At 65.1% G+C, this 23409-nt stretch carries 24 protein-coding genes and 1 pseudogene; 10 read left to right on the top strand and 15 right to left on the bottom strand.

Going from position 1 to position 23409, the window contains the following annotated elements:
* Positions 1 to 60: 60 nt before the first annotated feature.
* Together JN280_RS02225 and JN280_RS02220 are read left to right on the top strand one after the other, a co-directional pair.
* Positions 61 to 1509: an APC family permease gene (locus tag JN280_RS02225; RefSeq protein ID WP_202309907.1), complete on the top strand. Its 1449-nt coding sequence runs from the start codon at positions 61 to 63 to the stop codon at positions 1507 to 1509.
* 39 nt (positions 1510 to 1548) lie between these two features.
* Positions 1549 to 3036, top strand: coding sequence for an aldehyde dehydrogenase (locus JN280_RS02220; protein ID WP_202309906.1), 1488 nt, complete (start codon positions 1549 to 1551; stop codon positions 3034 to 3036).
* Between the two features lie 8 nt (positions 3037 to 3044).
* Here the strand turns inward: JN280_RS02220 and JN280_RS02215 are convergent, their stop codons facing one another.
* Positions 3045 to 3335 carry a hypothetical protein gene (locus tag JN280_RS02215; RefSeq protein WP_202309905.1) on the bottom strand — a complete coding sequence of 97 codons (291 nt, stop codon included), beginning with the start codon at positions 3333 to 3335 and terminating at the stop codon, positions 3045 to 3047.
* 246 nt (positions 3336 to 3581) lie between these two features.
* Between JN280_RS02215 and JN280_RS02210 the strand changes: the two genes are divergently transcribed.
* The 3 genes and pseudogenes from JN280_RS02210 to JN280_RS02200 all read left to right on the top strand — a co-directional run.
* Positions 3582 to 3938 (top strand): nuclear transport factor 2 family protein, encoded by a 357-nt coding sequence (locus tag JN280_RS02210; protein WP_202309904.1) that lies wholly within the window; start codon positions 3582 to 3584, stop codon positions 3936 to 3938.
* 130 nt (positions 3939 to 4068) lie between these two features.
* Positions 4069 to 4944: a LysR family transcriptional regulator gene (locus JN280_RS02205; protein ID WP_202309903.1), complete on the top strand. Its 876-nt coding sequence runs from the start codon at positions 4069 to 4071 to the stop codon at positions 4942 to 4944.
* 154 nt (positions 4945 to 5098) lie between these two features.
* Positions 5099 to 5242: pseudogene (locus JN280_RS02200) on the top strand (DUF3604 domain-containing protein); the annotation flags it as partial.
* A 17-nt stretch (positions 5243 to 5259) separates the two neighbouring features.
* On the opposite strand, the gene JN280_RS02195 reads toward JN280_RS02200, so the two are convergent.
* The 9 genes from JN280_RS02195 to JN280_RS02155 all read right to left on the bottom strand — a co-directional run bounded on the left by JN280_RS02195 (position 5260) and on the right by JN280_RS02155 (position 12637).
* A complete protein-coding gene (locus JN280_RS02195; RefSeq protein ID WP_202309901.1) occupies positions 5260 to 6495 on the bottom strand; it encodes a metal-dependent hydrolase family protein in 1236 nt (411 codons plus the stop codon).
* 9 nt (positions 6496 to 6504) lie between these two features.
* A complete protein-coding gene (locus JN280_RS02190) occupies positions 6505 to 6984 on the bottom strand; it encodes a GAF domain-containing protein (protein ID WP_202309900.1) in 480 nt (159 codons plus the stop codon).
* On the bottom strand, positions 6981 to 7904 hold the full coding sequence (locus tag JN280_RS02185) for a branched-chain amino acid ABC transporter permease (RefSeq protein WP_202309899.1): 924 nt from the start codon (positions 7902 to 7904) through the stop codon (positions 6981 to 6983). The genes JN280_RS02190 and JN280_RS02185 overlap by 4 nt, the downstream gene beginning before the upstream one ends.
* A 1-nt stretch (position 7905) precedes the next feature.
* Positions 7906 to 8766 carry a branched-chain amino acid ABC transporter permease gene (locus JN280_RS02180; RefSeq protein ID WP_202309898.1) on the bottom strand — a complete coding sequence of 287 codons (861 nt, stop codon included), beginning with the start codon at positions 8764 to 8766 and terminating at the stop codon, positions 7906 to 7908.
* Positions 8767 to 8775: 9 nt separating this feature from the next.
* Complete coding sequence (locus JN280_RS02175) at positions 8776 to 9975, bottom strand: ABC transporter substrate-binding protein (RefSeq protein WP_244742819.1); 1200 nt, start codon at positions 9973 to 9975, stop codon at positions 8776 to 8778.
* A 20-nt stretch (positions 9976 to 9995) separates the two neighbouring features.
* Entirely contained in the window at positions 9996 to 10697 is a 702-nt protein-coding gene (locus tag JN280_RS02170) for an ABC transporter ATP-binding protein (protein WP_202309897.1), read from the bottom strand.
* On the bottom strand, positions 10690 to 11460 hold the full coding sequence (locus tag JN280_RS02165; protein WP_202309896.1) for an ABC transporter ATP-binding protein: 771 nt from the start codon (positions 11458 to 11460) through the stop codon (positions 10690 to 10692). The genes JN280_RS02170 and JN280_RS02165 overlap by 8 nt, the downstream gene beginning before the upstream one ends.
* On the bottom strand, positions 11457 to 12143 hold the full coding sequence (locus JN280_RS02160; RefSeq protein WP_202309895.1) for a TetR/AcrR family transcriptional regulator: 687 nt from the start codon (positions 12141 to 12143) through the stop codon (positions 11457 to 11459). Before JN280_RS02160 ends, JN280_RS02165 begins: the two co-directional genes overlap by 4 nt.
* Positions 12144 to 12316: 173 nt before the next feature.
* On the bottom strand, positions 12317 to 12637 hold the full coding sequence (locus tag JN280_RS02155) for a hypothetical protein (RefSeq protein ID WP_202309894.1): 321 nt from the start codon (positions 12635 to 12637) through the stop codon (positions 12317 to 12319).
* Positions 12638 to 12793: 156 nt separating this feature from the next.
* On the opposite strand from JN280_RS02155, the gene JN280_RS02150 reads away from it, so the two are divergent.
* Together JN280_RS02150 and JN280_RS02145 are read left to right on the top strand one after the other, a co-directional pair.
* Entirely contained in the window at positions 12794 to 14233 is a 1440-nt protein-coding gene (locus tag JN280_RS02150) for an FAD-binding oxidoreductase (protein WP_202309893.1), read from the top strand.
* 432 nt (positions 14234 to 14665) lie between these two features.
* Complete coding sequence (locus JN280_RS02145; protein WP_202309892.1) at positions 14666 to 16558, top strand: bifunctional sugar phosphate isomerase/epimerase/4-hydroxyphenylpyruvate dioxygenase family protein; 1893 nt, start codon at positions 14666 to 14668, stop codon at positions 16556 to 16558.
* A 17-nt stretch (positions 16559 to 16575) separates the two neighbouring features.
* Here the strand turns inward: JN280_RS02145 and JN280_RS02140 are convergent, their stop codons facing one another.
* From JN280_RS02140 to JN280_RS02130, 3 genes are read right to left on the bottom strand one after another with little or no spacing between them, the layout of a single operon-like run.
* Positions 16576 to 17445: a phosphotransferase family protein gene (locus JN280_RS02140; protein WP_202309891.1), complete on the bottom strand. Its 870-nt coding sequence runs from the start codon at positions 17443 to 17445 to the stop codon at positions 16576 to 16578.
* A 27-nt stretch (positions 17446 to 17472) separates the two neighbouring features.
* Positions 17473 to 18738, bottom strand: a complete 1266-nt coding sequence (gene fabF / locus JN280_RS02135; protein WP_202309890.1) for a beta-ketoacyl-ACP synthase II — start codon at positions 18736 to 18738, stop codon at positions 17473 to 17475.
* A 36-nt stretch (positions 18739 to 18774) separates the two neighbouring features.
* Positions 18775 to 19269, bottom strand: coding sequence for a winged helix-turn-helix transcriptional regulator (locus JN280_RS02130; protein ID WP_202314465.1), 495 nt, complete (start codon positions 19267 to 19269; stop codon positions 18775 to 18777).
* Positions 19270 to 19601: 332 nt separating this feature from the next.
* Between JN280_RS02130 and JN280_RS02125 the strand changes: the two genes are divergently transcribed.
* Positions 19602 to 20258, top strand: coding sequence for a pentapeptide repeat-containing protein (locus tag JN280_RS02125; protein ID WP_446720833.1), 657 nt, complete (start codon positions 19602 to 19604; stop codon positions 20256 to 20258).
* 126 nt (positions 20259 to 20384) lie between these two features.
* On the top strand, positions 20385 to 21305 hold the full coding sequence (locus tag JN280_RS02120) for an oxygenase MpaB family protein (protein WP_202309889.1): 921 nt from the start codon (positions 20385 to 20387) through the stop codon (positions 21303 to 21305).
* A 100-nt stretch (positions 21306 to 21405) separates the two neighbouring features.
* Here JN280_RS02120 and JN280_RS02115 read toward each other — a convergent pair whose 3' ends face one another.
* Together JN280_RS02115 and JN280_RS02110 are read right to left on the bottom strand one after the other, a co-directional pair.
* On the bottom strand, positions 21406 to 21837 hold the full coding sequence (locus JN280_RS02115; protein WP_202309888.1) for a winged helix-turn-helix transcriptional regulator: 432 nt from the start codon (positions 21835 to 21837) through the stop codon (positions 21406 to 21408).
* 202 nt (positions 21838 to 22039) lie between these two features.
* On the bottom strand, positions 22040 to 22525 hold the full coding sequence (locus JN280_RS02110; RefSeq protein ID WP_202309887.1) for a hypothetical protein: 486 nt from the start codon (positions 22523 to 22525) through the stop codon (positions 22040 to 22042).
* 155 nt (positions 22526 to 22680) lie between these two features.
* Between JN280_RS02110 and JN280_RS02105 the strand changes: the two genes are divergently transcribed.
* A complete protein-coding gene (locus tag JN280_RS02105) occupies positions 22681 to 23352 on the top strand; it encodes a TetR/AcrR family transcriptional regulator (protein WP_202309886.1) in 672 nt (223 codons plus the stop codon).
* The last annotated feature ends 57 nt before the right edge of the window (positions 23353 to 23409 follow it).

Here is a 23409-nt window from a genome sequence, read left to right as displayed (position 1 = left end):
CTGTGAATCGACGCATCGTGCCCTGCTGAAATCGCGATGCGGACTCTGGAGGAGGATTTCATGGCAGCCATCACCGAACAAGCGCCGGCGAACCGCTTGCGCAGCAACAGCCTCGGCGTCGGCGCGATCACCTTCATGGTGATCTCGGCCGCAGCGCCGCTCACGGCCGTCGCCGGGGGCACGCCGCTCGGCATGCTGATGGGCAACGGCGCCGGTTTCGCCGGCACCTACCTGATCGTCACGCTGCTGCTTCTGCTCTTCGCGGTCGGCTACGTAACCATGGCTCGCTATGTGGGCAATGCCGGAGCATTCTATTCCTATGCCGCGCGCGGTCTGGGCGGCCTGGCTGGCGGCGCCGCCGCGCTCGTCGCCATCCTCTCCTACAATGCCATGCAGATCGGCGTGATGGGGCTTCTCGGCGCCGCCACGTCAGGGCTCTTCGCCGGCTGGGGCATCGATCTGCCCTGGTGGGTCTGGTCCTTCGCGGCGATCGCCGCGGTGGCCGTGCTGGGCTATCGGCAGGTCGATCTGTCGGCGAAGATCCTCACGGTGCTGGTGCTCGCCGAATACGCCGTGGTCATCATCCTCGACCTCGCCATACTTGGCACCGGCGGCGACGGAGGGCTGAGCATGGCGCCGTTCTCCTGGAGCCAGATCACCGGCGGCGCGCCTGCCATCGCCATCCTGTTCTGCTTTGCCGCTTTCATCGGCTTCGAGGCGACGACCATCTATGCGGAAGAGGCGCGCGACCCGAAGGTCACGGTGCCCCGGGCAACCTATCTCTCCGTTCTGCTTATCGGCGTCTTCTACACTGCCACCGCCTGGCTGATGGCGGTCGGCGCCGGTGTCGACAAGCTGCTGCCCACCCTGCAGGGGCTGCAGGACCCGACCACCTTCCTGTTCGGCCTGTCCGACCGTTACGCCGGAACGCTGTTGTCGCAGGCCATGGGAATATTGTTCGTTTCCAGCCTGTACGCCGGCGTGCTGGCCTTCCACAACGCGGTCGCCCGCTACATCTACGTCGCCGGCCGCGAGAAGCTGCTTCCGGAGACGCTCGGCGTCACCCATGCCGTGCATCAGAGTCCGCATATGGGATCGGTCGTCCAGACCGTTCTCGCCGCGCTCGTCGTCGGCCTCTTCGCGGTGCTCGGGCTCGATCCGGTGCTGGCGCTGTTCTCCTGGCTCACCAATGTCGGCACGCTCGGCGTCATCACGCTGATGGCGGCGGCTTCGCTCGCAGTGGTGATGTTCTTCCGCGCCAATCCGGACACGGGCGAAAGCGCGTTCAAGACTACGCTCCTGCCGGGTCTGGCCTTCGTCGCCTTTGCCATCGTCATCTGCCTGATCGTGGTGAACTTCGGCAATCTGTCCGGCGCCTCCGGCTTCCTCGGCGTCTTCCTGCCGAGCCTGGTCCTGATCGCGGCCGTCGTCGGCTTCCTGCTCGCCGGCTCGCTCCGCGGCAGGAATCCGGCCGCCTTCGCCAGGCTGGGTCAGCCGATGAAGGGCTGAGAGCGCCGACGTCCTTCGTCTTCGTTTTGGAGCGCGCAAATGATCAGCCAGGAAGCCATCGCCCGCCTGCGTGCCGCCGAGATCGGGCCGCGCAAATTGTTCATCGACGGGGCGCATGCCGATGCCGAGAGCGGCGCGGTCCTGCCTGTCGTCTCGCCGATCGACGGACGCGAATTCGCGGCCATTCCCGATGGTGGTGCGGCCGATATCGACCATGCGGTCCGGGCGGCCCGGAGCGCCTACGACAAGGGCTCGTGGTCGCGCGCGGCTCCTGCCCAGCGCAAGAAGGTGCTGCTCAGGCTCGGCGAACTGATCGAGGGCCATGCCGACGAACTCGCCGTGCTCGGCGTGCGCGACAATGGCACCGAAATCGCCATGGCCTACAGGGCCGAACCGCTCTCCGCCGCCGGCACATTCCGCTATTACGCCGAGGCGGTCGACAAGGTGTTCGGCGAGGTCGCGCCGACCGCCGAGGGGGTGCTCGGCCTCGTCCACAAGGAGCCGCTGGGCGTCGTCGGGGTCATCGTGCCCTGGAACTTCCCGATGATGATCGGTGCCTGGAAGATCGCCCCGGCACTGGCGGCCGGCAATTCGGTCGTGGTCAAGCCGCCCGAAATCGCCTCCCTCACTTTGCTGCGCCTGGCCGAACTCGCCGCCGAGGCCGGGCTTCCGGCGGGCGTGCTCAACGTCGTCACCGGTCGCGGCGCGACCGCGGGTGAAGCGCTCGGCCTGCATATGGATGTCGACGCCATCGCCTTCACCGGATCGGGACCGGTCGGCCGGCGGCTGCTCGAATACGCCGCCCGCTCCAATCTGAAGCGGGTCCATCTGGAACTCGGCGGCAAGTCGCCCAACATCGTCTTCGCCGATGCGCCCGATCTGAAGCAGGCGGCGAAGGTTTCCGCGAATGCCATTTTCCGCAATTCGGGGCAGGTTTGCGTCGCCGGATCCCGGCTGCTCGTGCAGGCCAGCGCCTATGATTGTTTCATGGACGAACTGCTGCGTGCCACCGAGGCGCTCAAGGTCGGCGATCCGCTCGATCTGGGGAGCGATGTCGGCGCCGTGGCGAGCGAGGGGCAACTGGAGAAGAATCTCGATCATGTCGCGAGCGCCGAAGCCGAGGGCGCACGCCGGCTCACCGGCGGCACGCGCATTCTCGCCGAGACCGGCGGCAGCTACATGGCGCCGACGATCTTCGAGGACGTCGCGCCGACCATGCGGCTGGCGCGTGAGGAAGTGTTCGGACCGGTTCTCGCCGTCATGCGCTTCGACACCGAGGAAGAAGCCATCCGCCTCGCCAATTCGACCGACTACGGGCTCGCGGCGGCCGTCTGGACCGCGAACCTCTCAACCGCGCATCGCATGGTGCGGGCAATCAAGGCCGGCGTGGTCCACGTTAACACCTATGGCGGGGCCGACATCACCGTGCCGCTGGGCGGGGTCAAGCAGTCCGGCTTCGGCCGTGACAAGTCGCTGCATGCCCTGGAGAAGTTTACGGAGTTGAAGACCGCCTGGATAGCGTTGTAGCGGTGGCCTCAGGCGCTGAACGAGCGGAGCTCGCGGGTCTTTTCGGCGGCATCCGCGGCGAGTTCGGCGAAAAGGTCCTCGAGCCGTTCCGCGGCGAGGATCACATCCGGGTCGAAGCTGTTGTCTTCGAGCTGGCGCACGAAGCGCTCCATGAAGGCGGCCTGTTTCTCCAGCGCCTGATAGAGCTTCGTCGCCTGGTCCAGCGTCAGCTCGGGAGCCGTCAGCGTGCGCGGAATCTCATTCGCCATCTGGTCGCCGAGCGCGCGCTGCTCCTTCAGCATCGTCATCCAGTCGGTCATGCGAACTCCCTTCAGTGGCGAAACTTGGCAACCCTGGGGGCGAAGTCAACCCGCCCTGCCGCCTGGCCAAAGCGCGTATCTTGCGCGTTCGAATGAACGCCGGCGCGTTGGCCGCGCGAGGCGGGCTCCGGGCCTGCTTCCAAACCATGCCTGCATGGAGCCTCTTCCATTACCTCTCGGGTAATCGACCCCCGGTGCGAAAACGACGAAAAAATCCGCGTTCACTCGCACTCAAGGAGCTTCAAGATGAACGCCGAAACCCTCGCTGCTGCCTATATCTCCGCCTGGAACGAGACCGATCCGGCGCGTCGGCGCACTTTGGTGGAAAAGACCTTCAGCGGCGCGATCAGCTACGTCGACCCCGTGATGGCAGGCGACGGCCGTGACGGCATGGATGCCCTCATCTCGGGTGTCCACCAGAAGTTCCCGGGTTTTCGCTTCAATTTGCTGCCGGGGGCCAATGGCTATGGCAAGCATATCCGCTTTTCATGGGAACTCGGGCCGGCGGGCGGCGAGGCGCCGATCCAGGGCTCCGACGTCGGCGTGATCGAAGACGGCCGCTTTGCCCGCATCATCGGCTTCCTGGACCGGGTGCCGGCGTAAGGACGCGACAAAAGGCGGCGCCTGAGAGGCGCCGCCTCACCCATAGGGCGAAGTTTACTGGACCGAGCAAGAGCAAATAGTATGATAATATAACATGCGGCGGTCAAGCCGGTATCGGTGGGAGCGCATCATGGAGATGCACGAGATCCGGTATTTTCTGGCGGCATGCCAGACGCTCAACTTCCACAGGGCGGCCGAACTCGTCCATGTGACACAGCCTGCGATGACGCGGGCGATCCAGAAGCTGGAGGCCGATCTCGGCGGCGATCTGTTCCACCGCGATGCCGGCCACGTGAGGCTCACCGACTTCGGATGCCTGATGCGAACGGAGCTCGACGAGATCCTGCGCCGCTCCGAGGACGCCAAACGCGCGGCGCGGAGTTTCCTGAGGCTCGAAGCGCGGCCACTGACACTGGGCGTCATGTGCACCATCGGCCCCCAGCGCTTCGTCGCCTTCCTCGATGCCTTCCGGCGCCGTCATCCCGGCATCCGCATCAGCATGGTGGAAGGCGTGGCGAACCGGATCACCGATCTCGTCATGGCCGGTCGTGTGGACGCCGCCCTGCTTGCCAGGCCGCAGCCTTTCGACACCAGGCTGCGCGTCGAGCCGATTTATTCGGAACGCTTCGGGCTCGCCTTTGCCGAGGGGCATCGGTTCGGGATGCGCAACACGCTGCACCTTTCCGATATAAGGGGCGAGACCTATCTCGACCGCGCCAATTGCGAATATGCCGGCCATATCGAATGGCTTTGCCGCAGCCGCGGCATCGAGATCGAAAGCGCCTATCGGAGCGACCGCGAGGACTGGATCCTGGCGATGGTCGCGGCCGGCATGGGGATCTGCTTCATGGCCGAGTTCCCGGCGCGCCGGCCGGGTGTCTGCCACCGGCCCGTCGCCGATCCCGAGATCGTGCGCCAGGTGTCGCTCGTGTCGGTCGCCGGCCGTGCGCATTCGCCCGTCGTGCCGCTTCTGGGGGAGGCGTTGCGCGAGCATGATTGGGGCTGATGGTACATGCGGATGGTCCCTGGCGGGAGAATCCGGCCCGGTCCGAAGCGGAGGTACTGGACTCCAATAGGGCTCAGGGCGATGGCCCGATCCTACCGGACGTTCGGTGTCGACCACAGAGGGCGGCTTCCTGTTGGCCGTCATTAGCAGGGGCCGGCCGCCGTTCGGCGTCACGCACCTGCACACAGGGGCCTCCTTCGACGGCGGCGCCTTCGGCGCGCGGCTGACACCGCGAGACGCATACCGCTTCGCGCGGCGAGGAGATCACGGCCTCAGCGGCCAGCCGGTCAAGTTGTCGAGCGTTGTTCGGCAGGGCTAGGCGCGCTGACCCTTGATGACCGCTCCCCCCTTCATGATGATCGGAATATGCTCGCCTTGACCCGCAAGTAGCGACAAGTCGGCGAGTGGATTACCGTGAACGACGATCAGATCGCCGAATGCGCCGGGCTGGACGCAACCGATCTTGCCTTCCATGCGCAACAGACGCGCTGCGATCCGGGTGGTCGAGTCGATGACGGCCTGGGCTGGCAGAACCGAACCGCGCAGCGCGAATTCCCCCGATTGATGGCGGTGCATCGCGCCGAGTAGGTCCGAGCCATAGGCCATCGGCAGACCGGCCTCATACATGATCCTCAGCGATTCAAGCCCCTTGAGACGGACATCATCCACCTTGGCGACCGAGGCCGGCGGCAGGCCGACCGAAGCGCCCTCGCTCGACAGCTTGTCGTAGGTGATCAGCGTTGGGACCGCGATGCAGCCCCTTTCGGCGGCAAAGCGCGCAGTCTCGGCTTCGATCAGGTTGCAGTGCTCGAGCGAGTGCACACCGAGTTCTACCGCGCGGCGGATCCCCTTGTCGGTGTAGAGGTGCGCCGCAACATATGTGCCCGCATTGTCGGCTTCCTCGACTGCGGCGAGAATTTCTTCCCGAGCGAAGCCGAGGAAGTGGATCGGATCGGTCGGCGAGGAGACGCCGCCATTGGCCATGATCTTGATGAAGTCGGCGCCGCCCTTGATTTCCTCGCGGCAAGCGCGGCGAACGTCCGCCACGCCGTCGACCACGCGACCAAGCGAGCCAAGCGGAATGTAGGTCGAGGGCATGGGGGTGACATCGAACGGCCCACGCTGGTCGGTATGACCACCGCTTTGCGAGATGGCGTTGCCGGGAAGATTCAGGCGTGGGACCGGGATGGGCGAGTAGCGCACGGCCTCGCGAACAACGCCGGTTGCGCCACCAAGATCGCGCACGGTGGTGAAGCCGCGCAGCAGCATCTCGTTCATCAGGTTGATCGAGCGGACGATGACGACGGCGTCGGGCAGTCGTGCATTGAGCTTCAGATCCGCTTCTACGGCGACGACGTGGACGTGGGCGTCGATCAGGCCAGGCATCAGGGTCTTGCCCGAAACTTCGATGACGCGCGCATCGGACGGCGTCTTGACGTTCGTCCCAACCGACTGGATCAGCCCATCGGCAACCAGCACATCGACCGGATCAAGCGGGCGGTCCGCCGTGCCGTCGACAATGGCTGCATTCTTGAAGAGTGTGACGGTCATGGCTGCTCCTTATCGTGCATTGTTCTCGAAGCGCGCGGCGAGGAATGCTGGCACGAGCACCGGTCCGAGCTGATTGGCGATTTCGAGATCTTCGTTGGTCAATACGCCTTCCGGCGCCAGCAGATTGATCGTGCCGATCACCTTGCCGTTGTAGATCGATGGGATGTTGATGCAGGAGCCGAGGCCGAGCGAATAGATCAGTTCGTGATCGAAGAACGCCCACTTGATGCCGGCGCGATCCGGCAGCAGCAGGGGCTTCTTGTCGCGCAGAACGTGATCACCCCAGGGCGTCGGTCCCATCTTCTTGCGGCCCGAGACCGGGTAGGCCTCCGGATCGGACGAATATATGCGCGCCACTTCGTCGCCATCGACAAACAGCAGCGTGAACAACTGTTGTCCGATTGCCTTGCGGCTGGCCTCTTCGGCCGCATGGAAGGTAGTTTCTGGCTGGCCGGGTGCAGCCAGAATTGGGAGAAGTTGCTCGATCATGTCTTCACCTCGGCAGTCTTGATGTGCGGTGCGGTCATGCGCTTTTCGGGGAGGATGCCCTGCGGGCGGAACTGGAGCACCAGGACCAGTGCCAGGCCGACCATCATTTCGCGCACCGACGCCGCCTGCGCGAGCGAGATGCCCGGAATGAGTTCGGCGAGGAAGCGCGTTCCCTCGAGGAAAGCGATCACGACAAACGCGCCCGCAACGCCGCCAAACGGCCGGCCTACGCCGCCTGCGGTCACAGCGAGGAAGATGTAGATGGTCAAGAGCGGCTGGAAGTGGTCAGGCGAAATGTAGCTCTGGAAATGGCCATAAAGGCCGCCTGCAAGTCCCGCCAAGGCGGCGGAGATAGCAAAGGCGATCATCTTGAAGCGCACGACCCGCTTGCCGGCAAAGCCGGCCAGTTCCTCGTCCTCGCGAATGGCCTTCAGCACGCGGCCGAACGGCGCAGTGTCGAGCCGGCGCATCCCCAAGAATGTGACGGCGAGGATCGCCAGCACGAGCAACAAGTAGAAGATCGGGAAATTCTGCGACCCGAGTTCGGCAAAGAACGGGCGCGGAATGCCCGGAACGCCGTCTGAACCGTTCGTCAGCCACCGTTCGTTCAGCGCCACGAGGCGCACGACCTCGGCGAAGCCAAGCGTTGTGATTGCAAGATAGTCGCCCCTGAGCCTTAGCGTCGCCGACGTCGCCAGAACGCCGACTGCGGCGCCGATGACGATCGAGCCAAGCAGGCCTGCCCAGATCGGCAGGCCGCCCATGGTCGTCAAAAGGGCCGAGGCATACGCGCCTACTGCAAAGAAGCCGACAAGGCCCAGGTTGACCATACCGGCGGAACCCCAGATCAGGTTGAGGCTCAGCGTCAGCAAGCCGTAAATGCCCGCGGTGGTGACTATGAAGATCAGATAGCTGGTCATCTCAGCGGCGCTCCCCAAACAAGCCTTGCGGGCGGATGGAAAGCACCAGCAGGATGACCACGAAGCCGATGGCCGAGCGATAGGTGGGCGGGATGGCCAGGAGAGACAGCTCTTCTCCCAGTCCGATCAGCAGCGCACCAAACAACGCGCCGGGAATCGATCCCAGACCGCCGAGGACGGCGGCGGCGAAAATCGGCAGCAGCAGGCGCGAACCGGTCATTGGTTCGATCGCGGAATCGAGGCCAAGCAGCACGCCGCCGATACCGGCAAGTCCGGAGCCAAGCGCGACTACCGCAATGGCTATCCTTGTCGGGTCGATCCGGTAGATGCGGGACAGGTCAGGATTGTCCGCCACGGCGCGCATCGCTTTGCCATAGCGGCTGAAGAGAAAAAAGGCGAACAGGGCCGACATGATGACGACAGCGATCACGGCGGTCTGCAACTGTTGAGGACCGACGCGCAGCCCCCAGAAGAACCAGTCGCGCACCAACGGCGTATCGAACGACCGCAGGTCGTTGCCGAAGAAGAAGCGCACAAGGTTTTCGAGCACGATCATCGCCGCGATCGAGCCGATCGCGACGGTGAGCGCGCCGGACGGCCGCAACCGCGCCAGCGCCAATTGCTCGATGGCGACGCCAGTCACCGCCGAGACCGCAAATGCGACGACGACCGCCGGCAAGACGCCAACGCCATAGTGAACGTTGAGGACCCAGGCCGTGAACGCTCCGACCGTCGCCAGCGGCCCAACGCAGAAATTGGGATAGCGAAGGACGGAAAACATGGCGGTGAGCCCGACGGCGGGGATCGCCAGCAGCGCCCCCGCCATGATGCCGTTCAGGATCGCCTGAAGCAAAGCGGTCATTCGTCAGCCTCAGGCCGTCTTGATCAGCTTCAATGCGCCACCGGCCACCTGCTCGTAACGGAACTGGCAGTCGAAGATGTCGCCGATGTCGTTGAAGTCACACGGGCCGGAAGCGCCGACATAGTCGATCGTCTTGCCGTCCTTGAGCGCTGCAAGACCCTCGGCAAGGCTCGACACCTTCACGCCGTCCTTGCCCTGGCTGACGGTGCGCAGCGCGGTCTTCACGTCCGTGCCGGTGGCCTGGCCGGAGGCGGCGATCGCGAGCAGGATCAGATTGATCTGGTCGTAGACCTGGCAGGTGTAGGTGTCAGGCTGGGCGATACCAATCAGCTTGGTCAGGTTGGTGTAGCCGTTCGAGCCCTCGGCCGGGGCGGGGGCGATCGTGTAGATGCCTTCGACGACTTCCTTTGGCAGCCCCTCGATCAGCTTGGCGTTGACCGAATACGCGAAGGCCACCTTCTTGCCTTCGTAGCCGGAGCGGAAGATGTCCTTCAGAAGGATCGTGGTGTCTGGCATGTAGCCGCCCAGAACGACCATATCCGGCTTGAACGCCAGCATGTCGTCGACCTCCGAACGGTAGGACGATTTCTTGTCGTCGTAGACCAGCAGCTTGGTCTCTCCGCCCACGCCTTCGACCTTCGCCTTGATGCCGGCATACTGGGTGTCGACGAATGGAGTCTGCGGGCAAAGGAAGAAGACGCGCTTTGCGCCTTCGTCGACACAGAACTGGCCAAACTTCTCACCTTGCAGCACGGTGTTCGGCTGCGTACGGAAGAGATAGCCCTGGTGCGGCAGGCGGGTGATCGGGTCAGCGCCCGAGACGGTCGCCAGCACGACCTTTGATTCCCAGCAGAGCGGCGCTACGGCGGTTGTGACCGCTGATGCCCAGGTGCCGACGATCGCTTGCACCTTGTCGACATCGATCAGCTTGCGGGCGGCGCGCACTGCTGCTTCGGGGTTCGTCTGATCATCTTCGGAGACGAGCTGGATCTGCCGCCCGAGAATGCCTCCTGAGGCATTGGCCTGGTCAACGACCGCCTTCACCGCCTGGGCCATGACCGGCCCGTAGGGCCCGCCAGCGCCTGTCAGCGGGGTGAGGGTCGCGATGTGGATCGAACCGCTGTCCTGGGCGAGGGCGCGGATCGGGGCAGTACCGGAAAGCGCGAGAATCGCGGATGATGCAACGAATTGGCGGCGACTAATGTTCACTGCAGTTCTCCATCTGGTTGTCAGCCGCCCAGGAACAGGCGACGTATTTCCGGGTCTTCGGCCAATTGCGGCCCCGCACCCGTTGCGGCGTCCCTGCCCGAGACCAGCACATAGCCGCGGGTGGAGATCCTGAGCGCTTCCAGCGCATGTTGTTCGACCATCAGGATTGGCATGCCGGTGGCCTGAAGGGCGAGAATCGCGTCGAAGAGTTCGTTTGTGGCCTTCGGCGCAAGTCCTGCTGTCGGCTCGTCGAGCAACATGATTTTCGGCTTGGTAAGCAACGCCATCGCCATTGCGAGGATTTGCCTTTGACCGCCTGAAAGCGTTCGCGCGAGTTGGCCGCGGCGTTCGCCGAGCACGGGATAGCGGGCGATGATCTCGTCCTTGACCCCGGCAAAGCCGCTGCGCGGCCCGGCATAGGCGAGTTCGAGATTGTCCTTGACCGAGAGTGCGCCGAAGACGTTTCGTTCCTGCATGACGAAGGCGAAGCCTGACTTGGCCCGGTCCAGCGCCGACATCCTTGTCACATCCCTTCCTTCCAGAAGGATTGTGCCCCCTTTGGGGGGAACAAGACCGGCAATGGTCTTGAGGAAAGTCGACTTGCCGGCACCATTCGGACCGATAATGGTGACAAGTTCGCCCGCCTCGACATGCAGCGATGCGCCCTTGAGGATTTGCTCGGCCGCCCCGTAGCCAGCGATGATGTCCCGGGCCTCAAGCATCGACTTTGCGCGCTCCAAGATAAGCCTCTTGCACTTCGAGGTTGTTGACGACTTCCTCGAACGTGCCTTTCATCAAATGGCTCCCTTCGGCCAGCACCGTGACGGGATTGCAGAGCTCGCCGATCAGCGGCATGTCGTGCTCGATCAGGCATACCGTGATGCCGTCCCGGTTCAGCGCGAAGAGATGTTCGGCGATCTGGCGGGTGAGGGTCGGATTGACCCCGGCCATGGGCTCGTCGAACAGGATCATCTTCGGCCGGCTCATGAGTGCGCGCCCGATTTCGACCAGCTTCTTCTGGCCGCCCGAGAGCGCAGAGACAGGGATGTCGATCACGCCATGAATGTTCAGGCGGCGCGCGATCGACAGGGCCTCCTCCGATGCCGCTTCCTCCGACTCGCGCCCGGCGCGGGTGCCAAACAGCGAACTCAGGAAACCCTCGCCGAGATTGTCCTGCGCATAAAGCATCAGGTTCTGAAACACGGTCAGCTTCGGGAAGCCGCGCGCAAGCTGGAAGGTGCGCACAAGACCGAGCGCAACGCGCTCATGCGCCGGCATGCGGGTAATGTCGCGGCCGGCGAATTCGACAGTTCCGGAATCGGGGATGAACAGCCCTGAAATCGCGTTGTAGAGCGTCGACTTGCCGGCGCCATTCGGGCCGACCAAGCCGGCGAACTGGCCCTGCTCGACGCTGAAGTCGACGCCGTTCAGGACCCGGGATCCATAGAAGGCGTGTCGAAGATCGCTGACCTTGAGAAGGCTCATCCGGCGGCGCCCCTGTTCTGCGCGACATTGCGGATGTGCGTCTTGAGCAGCAACTTCCACTCGATCAACATCCGGTCGAAATAGGGTTGGTCTTTGCGGACGATCGATTGGGCGACCATGCCTCTGATCAGGCACATCGTCAGGTTGATCAGAACAGGCGCTTCATCCGAAGGCAGGTGGTAGCGCTGCGCCACGATCGCCCAGATGCGCTCAAGCTCGGCATGGAAGCGCTTGACAACCGGAGTGATCTCCTCACGAAAATCTTCATTGACGCGGGCTTCGGGCAGGTATTCCATTGTCAGTTGAAAAAGGCCATTCGACATCATCTGCCAAAGATATTCGACTATCGTGTCCGTATCTGCGGTTTCCGGATCGATGGTCTCAGCGAAAGCTGACAAACCTTCGATGACGGCCCGCAGATGGCTGTCGATCGCAGTTGTGATCAGGTGTTCCTTTGAACGGAAATGGTGGGTCAGCGCGCCGCGAGAAACGCCTGCGCGTTCCGCAACCGCCGCCGTTGTCAACCTTGCGTAGCCAATCTCAAGCAGAAGATCTTGCGTGGCAAGAAGAAGTGCGGCGACGGTCGCTTCCGACTTCTGCGCCTGACGTGAAACCCGCTCGCCTGGACGAGCGACATTCGGATTGTCTGCTTGCTTCGTCAATTCAAGAGCCTTGCGGTCCACCGTGCTAGTCTATCGGAGCAACTTCCAGCCACGGCTCGCAGTCTCGAGACCGGCCACGCCAGCTCCACGATAGGCAGGGCCGATCCGCAACGCAACAAAAAAACAAACTAGTCGGTATTTTATCTGGAGGGCGAATCTGACACAGAGGAAGGGATTGAGCAGCCCGACCCAGGTTAGGCGCCGGCACGCGATCCTGGCTCTGACGCCAGATGGGCATCGACAAACTCGCTGTTGTGATTGCGAAATGCCGCTTCCGCCTCCCACAACTGGATGCAGGCCCGCCACGGCGCCTCAGGTGTCCAGTCGCGCAGATTGGCGCGCGGCACGCAGCAGCCTTCGCTCTGGCGCGACCGCTCGTCCCATTTCGCGCCCGCCGATCGCTCCAGCCGTAGCCGGCGGGCGTCGGGGATCATCCGCCAGACGGATGGCGTAGCGGGCGAACCGCGGCCAAGCAACCGGCCGGGCATAGGATCACCGCGCCTCTGAGTGTCCATTCAGGACATGCCGGCCGCCGATGCACGCCCTGCATCGATGCGATGAATTTTCGGCATTTCCCGCCTTTTCCGGCCCGGCCTAGACTGCCCGAGGCGTCCGGGGCTGGCCCGCCGGGGCGGTTTGCGGCTTGCGGGCAGGAGCGAAGGAGCATCCCGATGAACGATCTCAGCCTCTCCACATTGGATGGAGGGCAGACGAAGGTCGCGGCGCCTGCCGTCGAAGCCTTTGCCGCGCAACTGCGCGGAACCGTGCTGCTTCCGACCGATCCCTCCTATGATGCGACGCGTGCCGTCTGGAACGGGATGATCGATCGCAGGCCCGGCCTCATCGTTTGCTGCCGCGGCGCGGCCGACGTGGTCGGTGCGGTGCGTTTCGCCCGTGACCACGGATTGCTCGTCGCCGTCCGTGGCGGGGGTCACCACATCGCCGGCAACTCCGTCTGCGACGGCGGGATGATGATCGACCTCTCGCTCATGAAGTCGGTGCGGATCGATACCTCGGCAAAGCGTGCCTGGGTGGAGCCGGGCGCGCTGCTGGCCGATGTCGACCAGGAAACCCAGGCCTTCGGGCTGGTCGTTCCCAGCGGCATCAACTCCACGACGGGCATAGCCGGGCTGACCCTCGGCGGCGGTTTCGGCTGGACGACACGCAAGTTCGGGCTGACGCTCGACAATCTCGTCGCGGCCGATGTCGTCACCGCAGCGGGGCAGGTGGTGCGCGCGAGCCTCGGCAAGCATCCGGACCTCTTCTGGGCGATCCGCGGCGGCGGCGGCAATTTCGGCATCGTCACCGCTTTCGAGTTCCAGCTCCATGCCATGGGGCCGCAGATTCTGTCGGGCCTTGTCTTCCATCCCTTCGCGGCGGGCGAGAGCGTTCTCAAGGCCTATCGGCGAGCCCTGGAAACCGCCCCCGACGAGCTCACCTGCTGGGTGGTGATGCGGCAGGCGCCGCCGCTTCCCTTCGTGCCGGCCGAATGGCACGGCAAGGAAGTGCTGGTGCTGGCCATGTGCTGGTGCGGCGATCCCGCCATGGGCGAGAAGGCTGCCGCGCCGCTGCGCTCGATCGGTCAGCCGATTGCTGACACCTTCGGTCCCATGCCCTTCACGGCCTGGCAGGCGGCCTTCGATCCGCTGCTGGCGCCCGGCGCCCGCAACTATTGGAAGAGCCACGACTTCTCGTCGCTTTCCGACGGCGCGATCGCCATCCTGCTCGACGGGATCGCCAAGCTTCCTGGTCCCGAATGCGAGGTTTTCATCGGCCATGTCGGCGGCGCTGCCGGACGTGTCGCAGCCGACGCCACGGCCTTCCCGCAACGCAACTCGCATTTCGTCATGAATGTCCATGCGCGCTGGCGCGAGCCGGCCATGGACGAGGCCTGCATCGGCTGGGCGCGCGGCCTGTTCGACGCGACAAGGCCATACGCCGCCGGGACGGCCTACGTGAACTTCATGCCCGAGGACGAGCTCGACCGCGTCGAGACGGCCTATGGCGGCAACTATCAGCGGCTGGTCGAGATAAAGCGCAAATACGACCCGTCGAACCTGTTCCGAATGAACCAGAATATCCGGCCCGTCGCGGGCTTGCGCGCTGCGTGAAGCGGGAAGGGCCGGACGGGGCGGCAGCGGCATGCCCGGAAACGCGGCATGCCGCTGCCGGCAACGTCTTCCTCGTCGATTCCAGCGTTCGAAGGTATCCCCGGGCACTCGTTGCGGCCACATCGGGCGCAAGCCTGAAGCGCGTTGCGTGAAAACGGACAACACGCCGAAGGTCTTCGATTTGACGCATGTCTTTGTCCCGAAACCGGTACCCACTTTCGGGAGACATGCTTAACATGATGTTATTCAACCCAGCCGTCTTGGTATTTGCAGTTATCCGGCTTCCGGCTCCATAGTCGCCCGCATCCGATGCAGGGCTCGGCCGTGCGCGGACCCTTGGGCCGGAGCGTGTCCGGTGTCGGGACATCCGAGGCGCAACGGACGGGCAGGCCGGTTGTGCCGCGGTACGGCCGTCCGCGGGAGGCTTCAGCCATGAAGACGTCAATCGCCACCGTGTCGATCAGCGGCGAGTTTTCCGAGAAGCTCGCGGCCATCGCGGCAGCCGGCTATGACGGCCTGGAGATTTTCGAGAACGACTTCCTCGCCTTCGACGGCTCGCCGCGCGATGTCGGTCGCATGGTGCGTGATGCCGGCCTGGAAATAAGCCTGTTCCAGCCGTTCCGCGATTTCGAGGGCCTGCCCGAGCCGCAGCGCGGCCGTGCCTTCGACCGCGCCGAGCGCAAGTTCGACGTGATGCAGGAACTCGGCACCGACCTCATGCTGGTCTGCTCCAGCGTCTCGCCGGTGTCGCTGGGCGGCATCGACCGGGCGGCGGCGGATTTCCGTGAGCTTGGCGAGCGTGCGGCCAGGCGAGGCCTGCGCGTCGGCTATGAGGCGCTTGCCTGGGGTCGCCATGTCAGCGACCATCGTGACGCCTGGGAAGTGGTGCGCCGCGCCGACCATCCCAATGTCGGGCTGATCCTCGATTCCTTCCATACGCTGGCGCGGAAGATAGACGTCGGTTCGATCCGCGCCATTCCCGGTGACAGGATCTTCATCGTCCAGCTCGCCGACGCACCGCTGATCGACATGGACCTGCTTTACTGGAGCCGACACTTCCGCAACATGCCCGGCGAAGGCGACCTGCCCGTCAAGGACTTCGCCCGCGCCGTGGCCGCCACCGGCTATGACGGCTATTTCTCGCTGGAAATCTTCAACGACCAGTTCCGCGCCGGCTCGCCGCGCTCCATCGCCGTCGACGGCCGCCGTTCGCTTGTCCATCTCATGGACCAGGTCAGGCGCGAGGAGCCCGGTATCGCGGTGGCCGTGCCCGACATGCCCGATCGCATCGCGGTCGAAGGTGTCGAGTTCGTCGAGTTCGCGGCCGACCAGGATGGCGCCGAGACGCTCGCCGCACTGTTCCACGCCATGGGCTTCCGCAAGGTCGGACGCCATGTCTCGAAGGATGTGACCCTGTTCCGACAGGGCGACATCAATCTCGTCGTCAACACCGAAGGCGAGGGCTTCGCGCATTCCTCCTATCTCGTCCACGGCACCTCCGTCTATGCGATCGGGCTGAGGGTCGAAGATGCGGCCGCGACCGTTCAACGCGCCCGGGCGCTCGGCGCCGAGCCGTTCGAACAGGCTGCGGGGCCTGGTGAACTCACCATCCCGGCCATCCGTGGCGTCGGCGGCGGGGTCGTCTATTTCGTCGACGGCAAGTCGGAACTGGCGAAGGTCTGGGACGTGGAATTCACGCCGACTGCCGATCCGCAGTCATCGCACGAGGTCGGGCTCAGCCGTATCGACCACGTCGGCCAGACCATGAACTACGAGGAGATGCTCACCTGGCTGCTCTTCTACACCGCGATCTTCCGCACCCGGAAGACCCCGATGGTCGACGTGATCGACCCGGGCGGCGTGGTGCGAAGCCAGGCGATTGAGAGTGAAGATGGTAAGCTGAGGCTTACATTGAACGGTGCCGAAAACCGCAGGACCCTGGCCGGACATTTCATCGCCGAGAGCTTCGGATCGAGCGTCCAGCACCTGGCCTTCGCCACCGGCGATATTTTCGCGACCGCCGAAGCGCTGAGCGCGAACGGTTTCGAGGCGCTGCCGATCTCTCCCAACTATTATGACGATGTCGAGGCCCGCTTCGGCCTGGAGCCCGATCTGGCCGATCGGCTGAGGGCCGGGAACATCCTCTACGACCGCGACGGCGACGGCGAATATTTCCAGCTCTACGCTCCGACCTGGGGCGAGGGCTTCATTTTCGAGATCGTCGAGCGGCGCGGCGGCTACAAAGGTTATGGCGCACCCAATGCGCCGTTCCGCATCGCCGCGCAGCGCAGATATCTGCGGCCGAAAGGAATGCCGAGAGGGTAGCGCATGCAGGATGAAGCTCAGGGCCTTGCCCAATCCGCCACATGGCGGATCATGTCGGGGCGGCGGGCCGGATCGTCCGCGAACGCGGCCAGTTCGGAGAGCCGGTGCATACCGGTCAGCACGTCGATGCGCCTGTGGTCGAGCTGGCGTCCGGACAGAGCCTCGTAGTTGTCGGCGATGCGCCTCGTCAGATCGGGCGAGATGAAGTTCGAGTAGATGAATTCCTGGTGCAGCGGGCCGAAGCCGGAATCGGCGAAATCGTAGATGCCACAGAGCGTGCCGCCACCATGGTCGAAAGCCATGTTCCAGCCATGGCCGTCGAAGAAGCCGTAAGTCGTGCCATAGGGGTCGGGCGGCATATCCCGCCATTCCGCTACGGTTTCCTCGGCGAAGCCGCGCAGTTCGACCGGAAGCGCCGGTACGGCCCTGGCGAGGATCTCCTCGGCGCTGAGCCAGGCCTCGACCGGACCGGCTCCGGCCGCCCTCACGGCGTCATGGTCCAGCCTGTGGAGTTGGGCATAGAATTCGCCCAACCGCCGGCCCAGCGCATCCCGTGCCGGCTCGGGGAGCCGGTCATACTGCGCGGCGACGAGATGGTCGCCCCTGAGCTTGCGGTGCCGCGAATACATCGGCGGCCCCTCATGGAGAGTGAGGTCGGGCACGGACATCGTCACGGCGGGACGCACCAGCGCGAGCAGGCTCGCCTCCTTGATGAGCGCGCGCTGCGCCGTTTCGTGGCGCGGGAACTTGAAGATCAGCCTGTCGCCGACATCCACGGCGACCGAATGCCAGCCTGCGGTCAGTGGTTTGAATTCGGCTTTCGCCAGTTCGGGGAAGTCGCGAAGGATTGTCGTCCGCAACTCGGGCAGGTCGATTTCCCGGGTCATGCAATCGCTAGCGTCCGAGGCGCCTGGTCAGCTCCAGCGCCGGAAGACGACACTGGCGTTGACGCCGCCGAAGCCGAAGCCGTTGGAGATGGCGTGCTCCATCGCCATGCGCCGCGCTTCGCCGCGCACCAGGTCGACGCCGTCGCAAGCCGGATCGGGGTCGTCGAGGTTGAGTGTGGCCGGAGCGATCTGATCGCGCAGCGCCAGCACGGTGAAGATCGCCTCCAGCCCGCCGGCCGCGCCGAGCAGATGCCCGGTGGCGGATTTCGTGGCGCTGACGGCGATGCCGCCCCGGCGGCCGAACACCGTCTTGATCGCTTCGATCTCGCCTTTGTCGCCCACCGGCGTCGACGTGGAGTGGGCGTTGAGATGCTGGATATCGGTCGGCGCAAGGGCGGCACGCTTCAGCGCCAATGCCATGGCGCGGGCCGCGCCCCGGCCGTCTTCCGGCCCCGCCGTCATGTGATAGGCGTCGGCCGTCGTGCCGTAGCCGACGAGTTCGGCGATCGGCGTGGCGCCGCGCGCCAGCGCATGGTCCAGCGCCTCGATCACGAGCACGCCTGCCCCTTCGCCCATGACGAAGCCGTCGCGGGCCGCATCGAAGGGCCGCGACGCCTTTTCCGGGGTCTCGTTGAAGCCGGTCGAAAGGGCGCGGGCCGCGGCGAAGGCCCCGAGGCTCACCTTGTCGATACAGGCTTCCGCGCCGCCGCACACCGCAATGTCGGCCTCATCGGTCGCGATCAGCCGCGCCGCGTCGCCGAGCGCCTGGACGCTCGCCGCGCAGGCCGTCACCGGGGTGCCGATCGGCCCCGTGAAACCGTGCCTGATGGTCACATGGCCGGCCGCGAGATTGGCCAGGAAGGAAGGCACGGTGAAAGGCGAAAGCCGCCGCGCGCCACGCGTCTCGGTCGTCCGGACCGCGTCGGCGATCGCCGGGAAGCCGCCGATGCCCGATGCGATCACGGTCGCCGTGCGCTCGCACTCGACGGTGCCTGCCGGTCGCCACTGCGCCATCGCCAGGGCCTCGTCGGCCGCCATCAGGGCGAACAGGATGAAACGGTCCATCTTGCGCTGGTCCTTGGGCGGCGCGGCCTGGTCCGGATCGAAGCCCGCTTCGGGATCGACGGCGCGGTCGGGGACGAGGCCGGCGATCTTCGCCGGCAGGTCGCCGGCCACTTCGGCGGGCAAGGCGCGAACGCCGCTCTTGCCCGCGGTCAGCCTGGCCCAGGCAGTCTCGACGCCGCAGCCCAGCGGCGATACCAGTCCCATGCCCGTGACGACGATCCGACGCATGTCAGCACCCTTTCCGTTGGTCTCAACCATGTTGTTTCAGTCGCGCCGCGCGCCGACGAGGCGGATGCGCTCCAACGTTTTCCCGGTCGCGGCCGGGCCCGGGAGCAGCATGGTGTTGTCTGATGTGATCGGTTCGCCCGTCTCCGCGTCCACCACGATCGCACGCCTTTCCCGACCGGTCGTCCGGTCGCCGAGGCGCATGGCGATCTGGTCCGGCGCCAGGTGCCGATTGCCCCAGGCAAAGAGCGCGACCGCCACCGGATAGAAATCCCGGCCCTTGTCGGTCAGCACATAGTCGTAGCGCGGTGGACGGCTCGCATAGAGGCGGCGCTCGAACAGGCCCTCATGGGCGAGGTGCTTCAGCCGGCGGGACAGGATGTTCGGGGCGACACCCAGGCTCTGCTGGAATTCGTCGAAGCGGGTCAGCCCCTGAAGCGCATCCCGCAGGATCAGGATGCTCCACCAGTCGCCGACGCTTTCGAGAGCGCGGGCCGCGGGGCATTCGAAGGCGAGAAAGCTCGTCCGTTGCATGGCCGCCAGTCCTATCGCAGTGACTTTCATCATGCAAGTCTTGTTCATGACGGTCTCGGCGAGGCAGACCGGCCGGGAACGGCTTCGTGATGGATCGGCCATATGGCTTCGACGTTGATGGGGAAGCAGCAATTCCGGTCATGCTTGAAGGAAGCCGCGATCTCCCGCATAAGGGTGCCGTATGCCGCCCCTTGCGGGAGCGGACGCGGCGGGGATCTCGGAGCAGCGCGATGGATATCCAGCACGATGCCGGCCACGGCGACGGAACTGAGGCGAGGCTGCTCGCCCGGGTCGGCTTGGGCGCGGTCACGCGGATGGCTGCGCTCGCCGGTATGTGCCTGCTGCTCGCCCAAAACGCGGCCGCCGCGCCGGATTGCCAGACCGCGCCCGCTCCGGGTCTGGATTGGCGCGGCTGCGACAAGAGCAACATCGTGCTCCAGGACGGCAATCTCGAAGGCGCCGACCTCGTGGGGACCGATTTCAGCGCCTCCGATCTGAGAGGCGCCAGGCTGGCTTCGGCCAACCTCGAGCGCGCGACGCTGGTGCGGACGGCGCTTGCCGGAGCGAATGCCACGAAGGCGAATTTCGCCAAGGTCCAGGCCTACCGGAGTAGCTTCGCGCATCTCTCTGCCGAGGGGGCTTCATTCGCCGGGGCCGAACTGCAGCGTTCCGATTTCAGCGGCGCGCGCCTGACCGGCGCGGATTTCGAGAAGGCCGAACTCGGGCGAGCCAATTTCGACAAGGCCGTGATCACCGGCACCCGGTTCTCGCTGGCAAATCTCGCGCGGGCTGATCTCAGCGGCGCCGTCTTCGAGGGGTCGATCGAATTCGGCAAGGCCTTCATGTACCTGACCAGGATCGAGGGGCTCGATCTTTCGGCCGCCATCGGCCTGCGGCAGGAGCAGATCGATTTAGCCTGCGGCAACGCCGATACGAAGCTACCCGCCGGCCTGTCGAAGCCGGCGAACTGGCCCTGCACCTTCGACTAGCCTGATCAGTCGAAGATCGGAATCGCTTTCCGACCGGGGCCGCTTCTAGATTGAGGTTCCAGCCGCGAGGGCTGGCCCGGTGATCGCGGGAACAAGACGGCCGGAGGCTGAAACGAGGCTGGGAGGATGACATCAGGCGTCATTCCGCTTCCTTCGGCGCTGGGGCGCCGCGTGGATGATTTTGCCCGAACGCTGATGCGCCAGCCGCCCGGATACCACGTCGATTTCCTGCGTCCCGTCGGGGAGCCGGCCCTGCTTCCACCGGCTTCGCTCTCCTGGCGCATTTTCAAGAACCCGGTGACGGTCTTCATCGGCGGGGTCGCAGCCGTGCTGCTCGAACTGGCCGAGCCGCGGGTCCGCGACGCCGTATGGCAGCACAGCGGTTTCCGCACCGACGCGCTGTCGCGCCTCCGGCGCACCGGGGCGGCAGCCATGGTCACCGTTTACGGCCCGCGCAGCAAGGCCGAGGCCATGATCGCCGGCGTGGTGAGGATGCATGGCCGCATCCGCGGCCGCACCAGCGAGGGCGAGGCCTATGACGCCAATGATCCCGAACTCCTGGACTGGGTACAGGCCACGGCGGGTTTCGGCTTCATGCAGGCCTATCATTGCTATGCACGCCCGCTTCGAGCGGAGGAGCGCGACACTTCGCTGGCCGAATGCCGCCCGATCGCGCTTCTCTACGGCGCTGCGGGCGCGCCCGGATCGCAGGCAGATCTCTACACCCTGTTCGAGGCGCGCCGGCACCGGCTCGCCGCGTCGCCGATCGTGCTCGAGTTTCTCGACATCATGGCGAAGGTCCCCGCCTTGCCAGCCTCGGTCCGGTCGTTGCAACTGCCGCTCCTGAAGGCCGCCATCGACATCCTTCCCCTATGGGTGCGTGAACGGCTGGGGCTCGGCGACCGCTGGAACCTGAGGCCGCAGGCGCGCGCCGTGGTCGCCTCGATGGCTGGCATCTGCGAACGCATCGTGCTGCCGTCGTCTCCGGCGGTCCAATCCTGCCGGCGGCTCGGGCTCGCCGACGACTTTCTCTATCGTCGGCATTGAGTTCGCGGCCGTCGATAGAAATTCACCACCTGGCTGTCGAGCGGCATCGGCCGTCTTCTTGTAGCGTTGACGTGACGAAACCTGCACCAGCGAATGGTCGTCAGCCTGGCGTCCCGCCTTCGTCGCCATCCTTCGCGGCAACGGCGTCCCAATGTGCGTCGCACCAGCGGTCGATCTCATCGAAGATCGGCTGAAGCGCATAGCCGGCCGGGGTGAGGCAGTATTCGACCCGCGGCCGAGTTTCGGCATGGACTGTGCGTTCGACGAGCCCGTTTGCTTCGAGGGCCCGCAACTGGGTGGCCAGCATTTGCTGAGTGACGCCCGGCAGGTTGCGGCGCAACTCTCCGAAGCGGCGCGTTCTCTCAGCCAGCAGAAGCATGATCTCGCATTTCCAGCGCCCCGCCAGGAGCCTCAGCAGCGTCGGGTTCCGTTTCTTGGCCTGTGCCGGAACACCGTCTTCGACCGTTGCCGCCGGTCGGCCCGCTCCGCTTTCGTCTGCGACGGTCGCGGGCTTTCTGGTTTCGCTTTGCATTCTATCTCACGGGGTTTGTTCCGTTTCGTACATCGGAGGCTCCTTCGGAGAAAGTCAGCAACTTGTAGGAGTGTGCCGTTCCGTATCGCCCGATCGGGGGCTTGCCATGTTGCGGCCCCCTCCACTTGGCGGCGTGCGCGAGGCCCTTTGAAGAAGGAGGCAGGGGCGGGGGCTCCTGGCGCTTCGCAATTTCGGCCTTGCCTCAGCCAGCTTTCATGCGCAACAGGCGCAGAGCGAAGACCGCGGCGAGGACGCAGAGCGGAAACTGGGCGATTCCAGTAAGCTCGAAGACAAGATCGTTGGGCATTTCATAGGTGGGCGGCGGGAACAGCTCTTTGGCGCTTTCCGCGCCGAAGCCGAAATAGACGAGGTTCTTCAGGACGTGATTGTAGCCGCCCTCGAAGACGCCGATCGCGGCGACAGGGAAAGCCATGATGATGGCGATCGCGGCCCAGGTGGCGAGGCGCCCGCCGGGTTTGCCGCCGCGGGTGAAGCCGATGAACAGCAAAAGCGCGATCGCGACAGCCGCCGGCACGGCGACGTGAAGGATGTGCAAGCGCCATGGGGTCTCGTAGATCATCGCGCCATAGGCGTGATGGACGGATGTCAGGACCAGCGTGAGGATCGCGGCAGTGCCGGCCCTGAAATAGGCATTGGTGGGCCGAAGGCTCATTGTCAGGCCGTTCATTGTGCTTTCTCCGGACTTGATCGGACTGGTCCGGCCTAGCAAGATATCGAACATGATGTTCGGAAATTTCCGGACAACAGCGCCGCGAAAGTGCGGAAACGGACTTCGGCTCGTTCCGTGTCCGGAAATGCCGTGGAGACCGGAGGCAAGACAACATGGCGATCGATCGCCGCGTGGCCCGTACGCGGAGGGCCCTTTACGACGCGCTCGTCGCGCTCATTCGCCGCAAACCGTATGAGGAGATCACGGTCGAGGACATCCTGCGCGAGGCCGATGTCGGCCGCGCAACCTTCTATGCCCATTTCACCACCAAGGACGACCTGCTCGAGCGCAGCCTCGACAGGCTTCGCGATCTTCTCCTGGCCGCACAGGGCTACGGCGAAACCGCGCCGTTTCCCTGGGACCGCTCGTGGAGCCCGAGCCGGGTTCTCTTCGAGCATATCGCCGAATTCGCCGATGTGCGCTTCGCGCTGTCGGGGGGCCGGGGCGGCCCGATCCTGCGCGACGCGGTCGACCGCGTGCTGGCGGGCGTCTTCCGTGCGGCGATGCCGAGAGAGATGGCCGGCTCCCTGCCGCGCGAGCTCGTCGTTCTCCACATCGTGTCGACCGTCAATGCGACCTTGCGTTGGTGGCTGGAGCATCATCCGGACATGAGCGCGGCCGAGATCGATGCGCTCTTCGCCCGGTTGCTCACGGGAGGCTTGCCCGAGGCGTCCTGCGCCTTCTTCCTGAGACCGGCCGCCCTTGCAGCCGGGCGTCGGACCGGTGCGGGCAGCATCCCCGGCATCACAGGTTCGCCGCCAAGCGGGCCGGCGCCGGAGCGGTAGAACCGTTCCGTTCCTGCCCCTTCGAGCCGGGTATGTCGCGTTTCACCCATTGCCCCC

The organism is Mesorhizobium sp. L-8-10 (genome assembly GCF_016756635.1).
Classification (GTDB): Bacteria; Pseudomonadota; Alphaproteobacteria; order Rhizobiales; family Rhizobiaceae.
This window is presented reverse-complemented; position numbering and strand designations above follow the sequence as displayed.

Bases quoted from the DNA above. Each gene is read 5' to 3' on its own strand.
- JN280_RS02225 (WP_202309907.1), top strand. From the start codon at position 61: ATGGCAGCCATCACCGAACAAGCGCCGGCGAACCGCTTGCGCAGCAAC.
- JN280_RS02220 (WP_202309906.1), top strand. From the start codon at position 1,549: ATGATCAGCCAGGAAGCCATCGCCCGCCTGCGTGCCGCCGAGATCGGG.
- JN280_RS02215 (WP_202309905.1), bottom strand. From the start codon at position 3,335: ATGACCGACTGGATGACGATGCTGAAGGAGCAGCGCGCGCTCGGCGAC.
- JN280_RS02210 (WP_202309904.1), top strand. From the start codon at position 3,582: ATGAACGCCGAAACCCTCGCTGCTGCCTATATCTCCGCCTGGAACGAG.
- JN280_RS02205 (WP_202309903.1), top strand. From the start codon at position 4,069: ATGGAGATGCACGAGATCCGGTATTTTCTGGCGGCATGCCAGACGCTC.
- JN280_RS02195 (WP_202309901.1), bottom strand. From the start codon at position 6,495: ATGACCGTCACACTCTTCAAGAATGCAGCCATTGTCGACGGCACGGCG.
- JN280_RS02190 (WP_202309900.1), bottom strand. From the start codon at position 6,984: ATGATCGAGCAACTTCTCCCAATTCTGGCTGCACCCGGCCAGCCAGAA.
- JN280_RS02185 (WP_202309899.1), bottom strand. From the start codon at position 7,904: ATGACCAGCTATCTGATCTTCATAGTCACCACCGCGGGCATTTACGGC.
- JN280_RS02180 (WP_202309898.1), bottom strand. From the start codon at position 8,766: ATGACCGCTTTGCTTCAGGCGATCCTGAACGGCATCATGGCGGGGGCG.
- JN280_RS02170 (WP_202309897.1), bottom strand. From the start codon at position 10,697: ATGCTTGAGGCCCGGGACATCATCGCTGGCTACGGGGCGGCCGAGCAA.
- JN280_RS02165 (WP_202309896.1), bottom strand. From the start codon at position 11,460: ATGAGCCTTCTCAAGGTCAGCGATCTTCGACACGCCTTCTATGGATCC.
- JN280_RS02155 (WP_202309894.1), bottom strand. From the start codon at position 12,637: ATGGACACTCAGAGGCGCGGTGATCCTATGCCCGGCCGGTTGCTTGGC.
- JN280_RS02150 (WP_202309893.1), top strand. From the start codon at position 12,794: ATGAACGATCTCAGCCTCTCCACATTGGATGGAGGGCAGACGAAGGTC.
- JN280_RS02145 (WP_202309892.1), top strand. From the start codon at position 14,666: ATGAAGACGTCAATCGCCACCGTGTCGATCAGCGGCGAGTTTTCCGAG.
- JN280_RS02140 (WP_202309891.1), bottom strand. From the start codon at position 17,445: ATGACCCGGGAAATCGACCTGCCCGAGTTGCGGACGACAATCCTTCGC.
- fabF (WP_202309890.1), bottom strand. From the start codon at position 18,738: ATGCGTCGGATCGTCGTCACGGGCATGGGACTGGTATCGCCGCTGGGC.
- JN280_RS02130 (WP_202314465.1), bottom strand. From the start codon at position 19,269: ATGCAACGGACGAGCTTTCTCGCCTTCGAATGCCCCGCGGCCCGCGCT.
- JN280_RS02125 (WP_446720833.1), top strand. From the start codon at position 19,602: ATGTGCCTGCTGCTCGCCCAAAACGCGGCCGCCGCGCCGGATTGCCAG.
- JN280_RS02120 (WP_202309889.1), top strand. From the start codon at position 20,385: ATGACATCAGGCGTCATTCCGCTTCCTTCGGCGCTGGGGCGCCGCGTG.
- JN280_RS02115 (WP_202309888.1), bottom strand. From the start codon at position 21,837: ATGCAAAGCGAAACCAGAAAGCCCGCGACCGTCGCAGACGAAAGCGGA.
- JN280_RS02110 (WP_202309887.1), bottom strand. From the start codon at position 22,525: ATGAACGGCCTGACAATGAGCCTTCGGCCCACCAATGCCTATTTCAGG.
- JN280_RS02105 (WP_202309886.1), top strand. From the start codon at position 22,681: ATGGCGATCGATCGCCGCGTGGCCCGTACGCGGAGGGCCCTTTACGAC.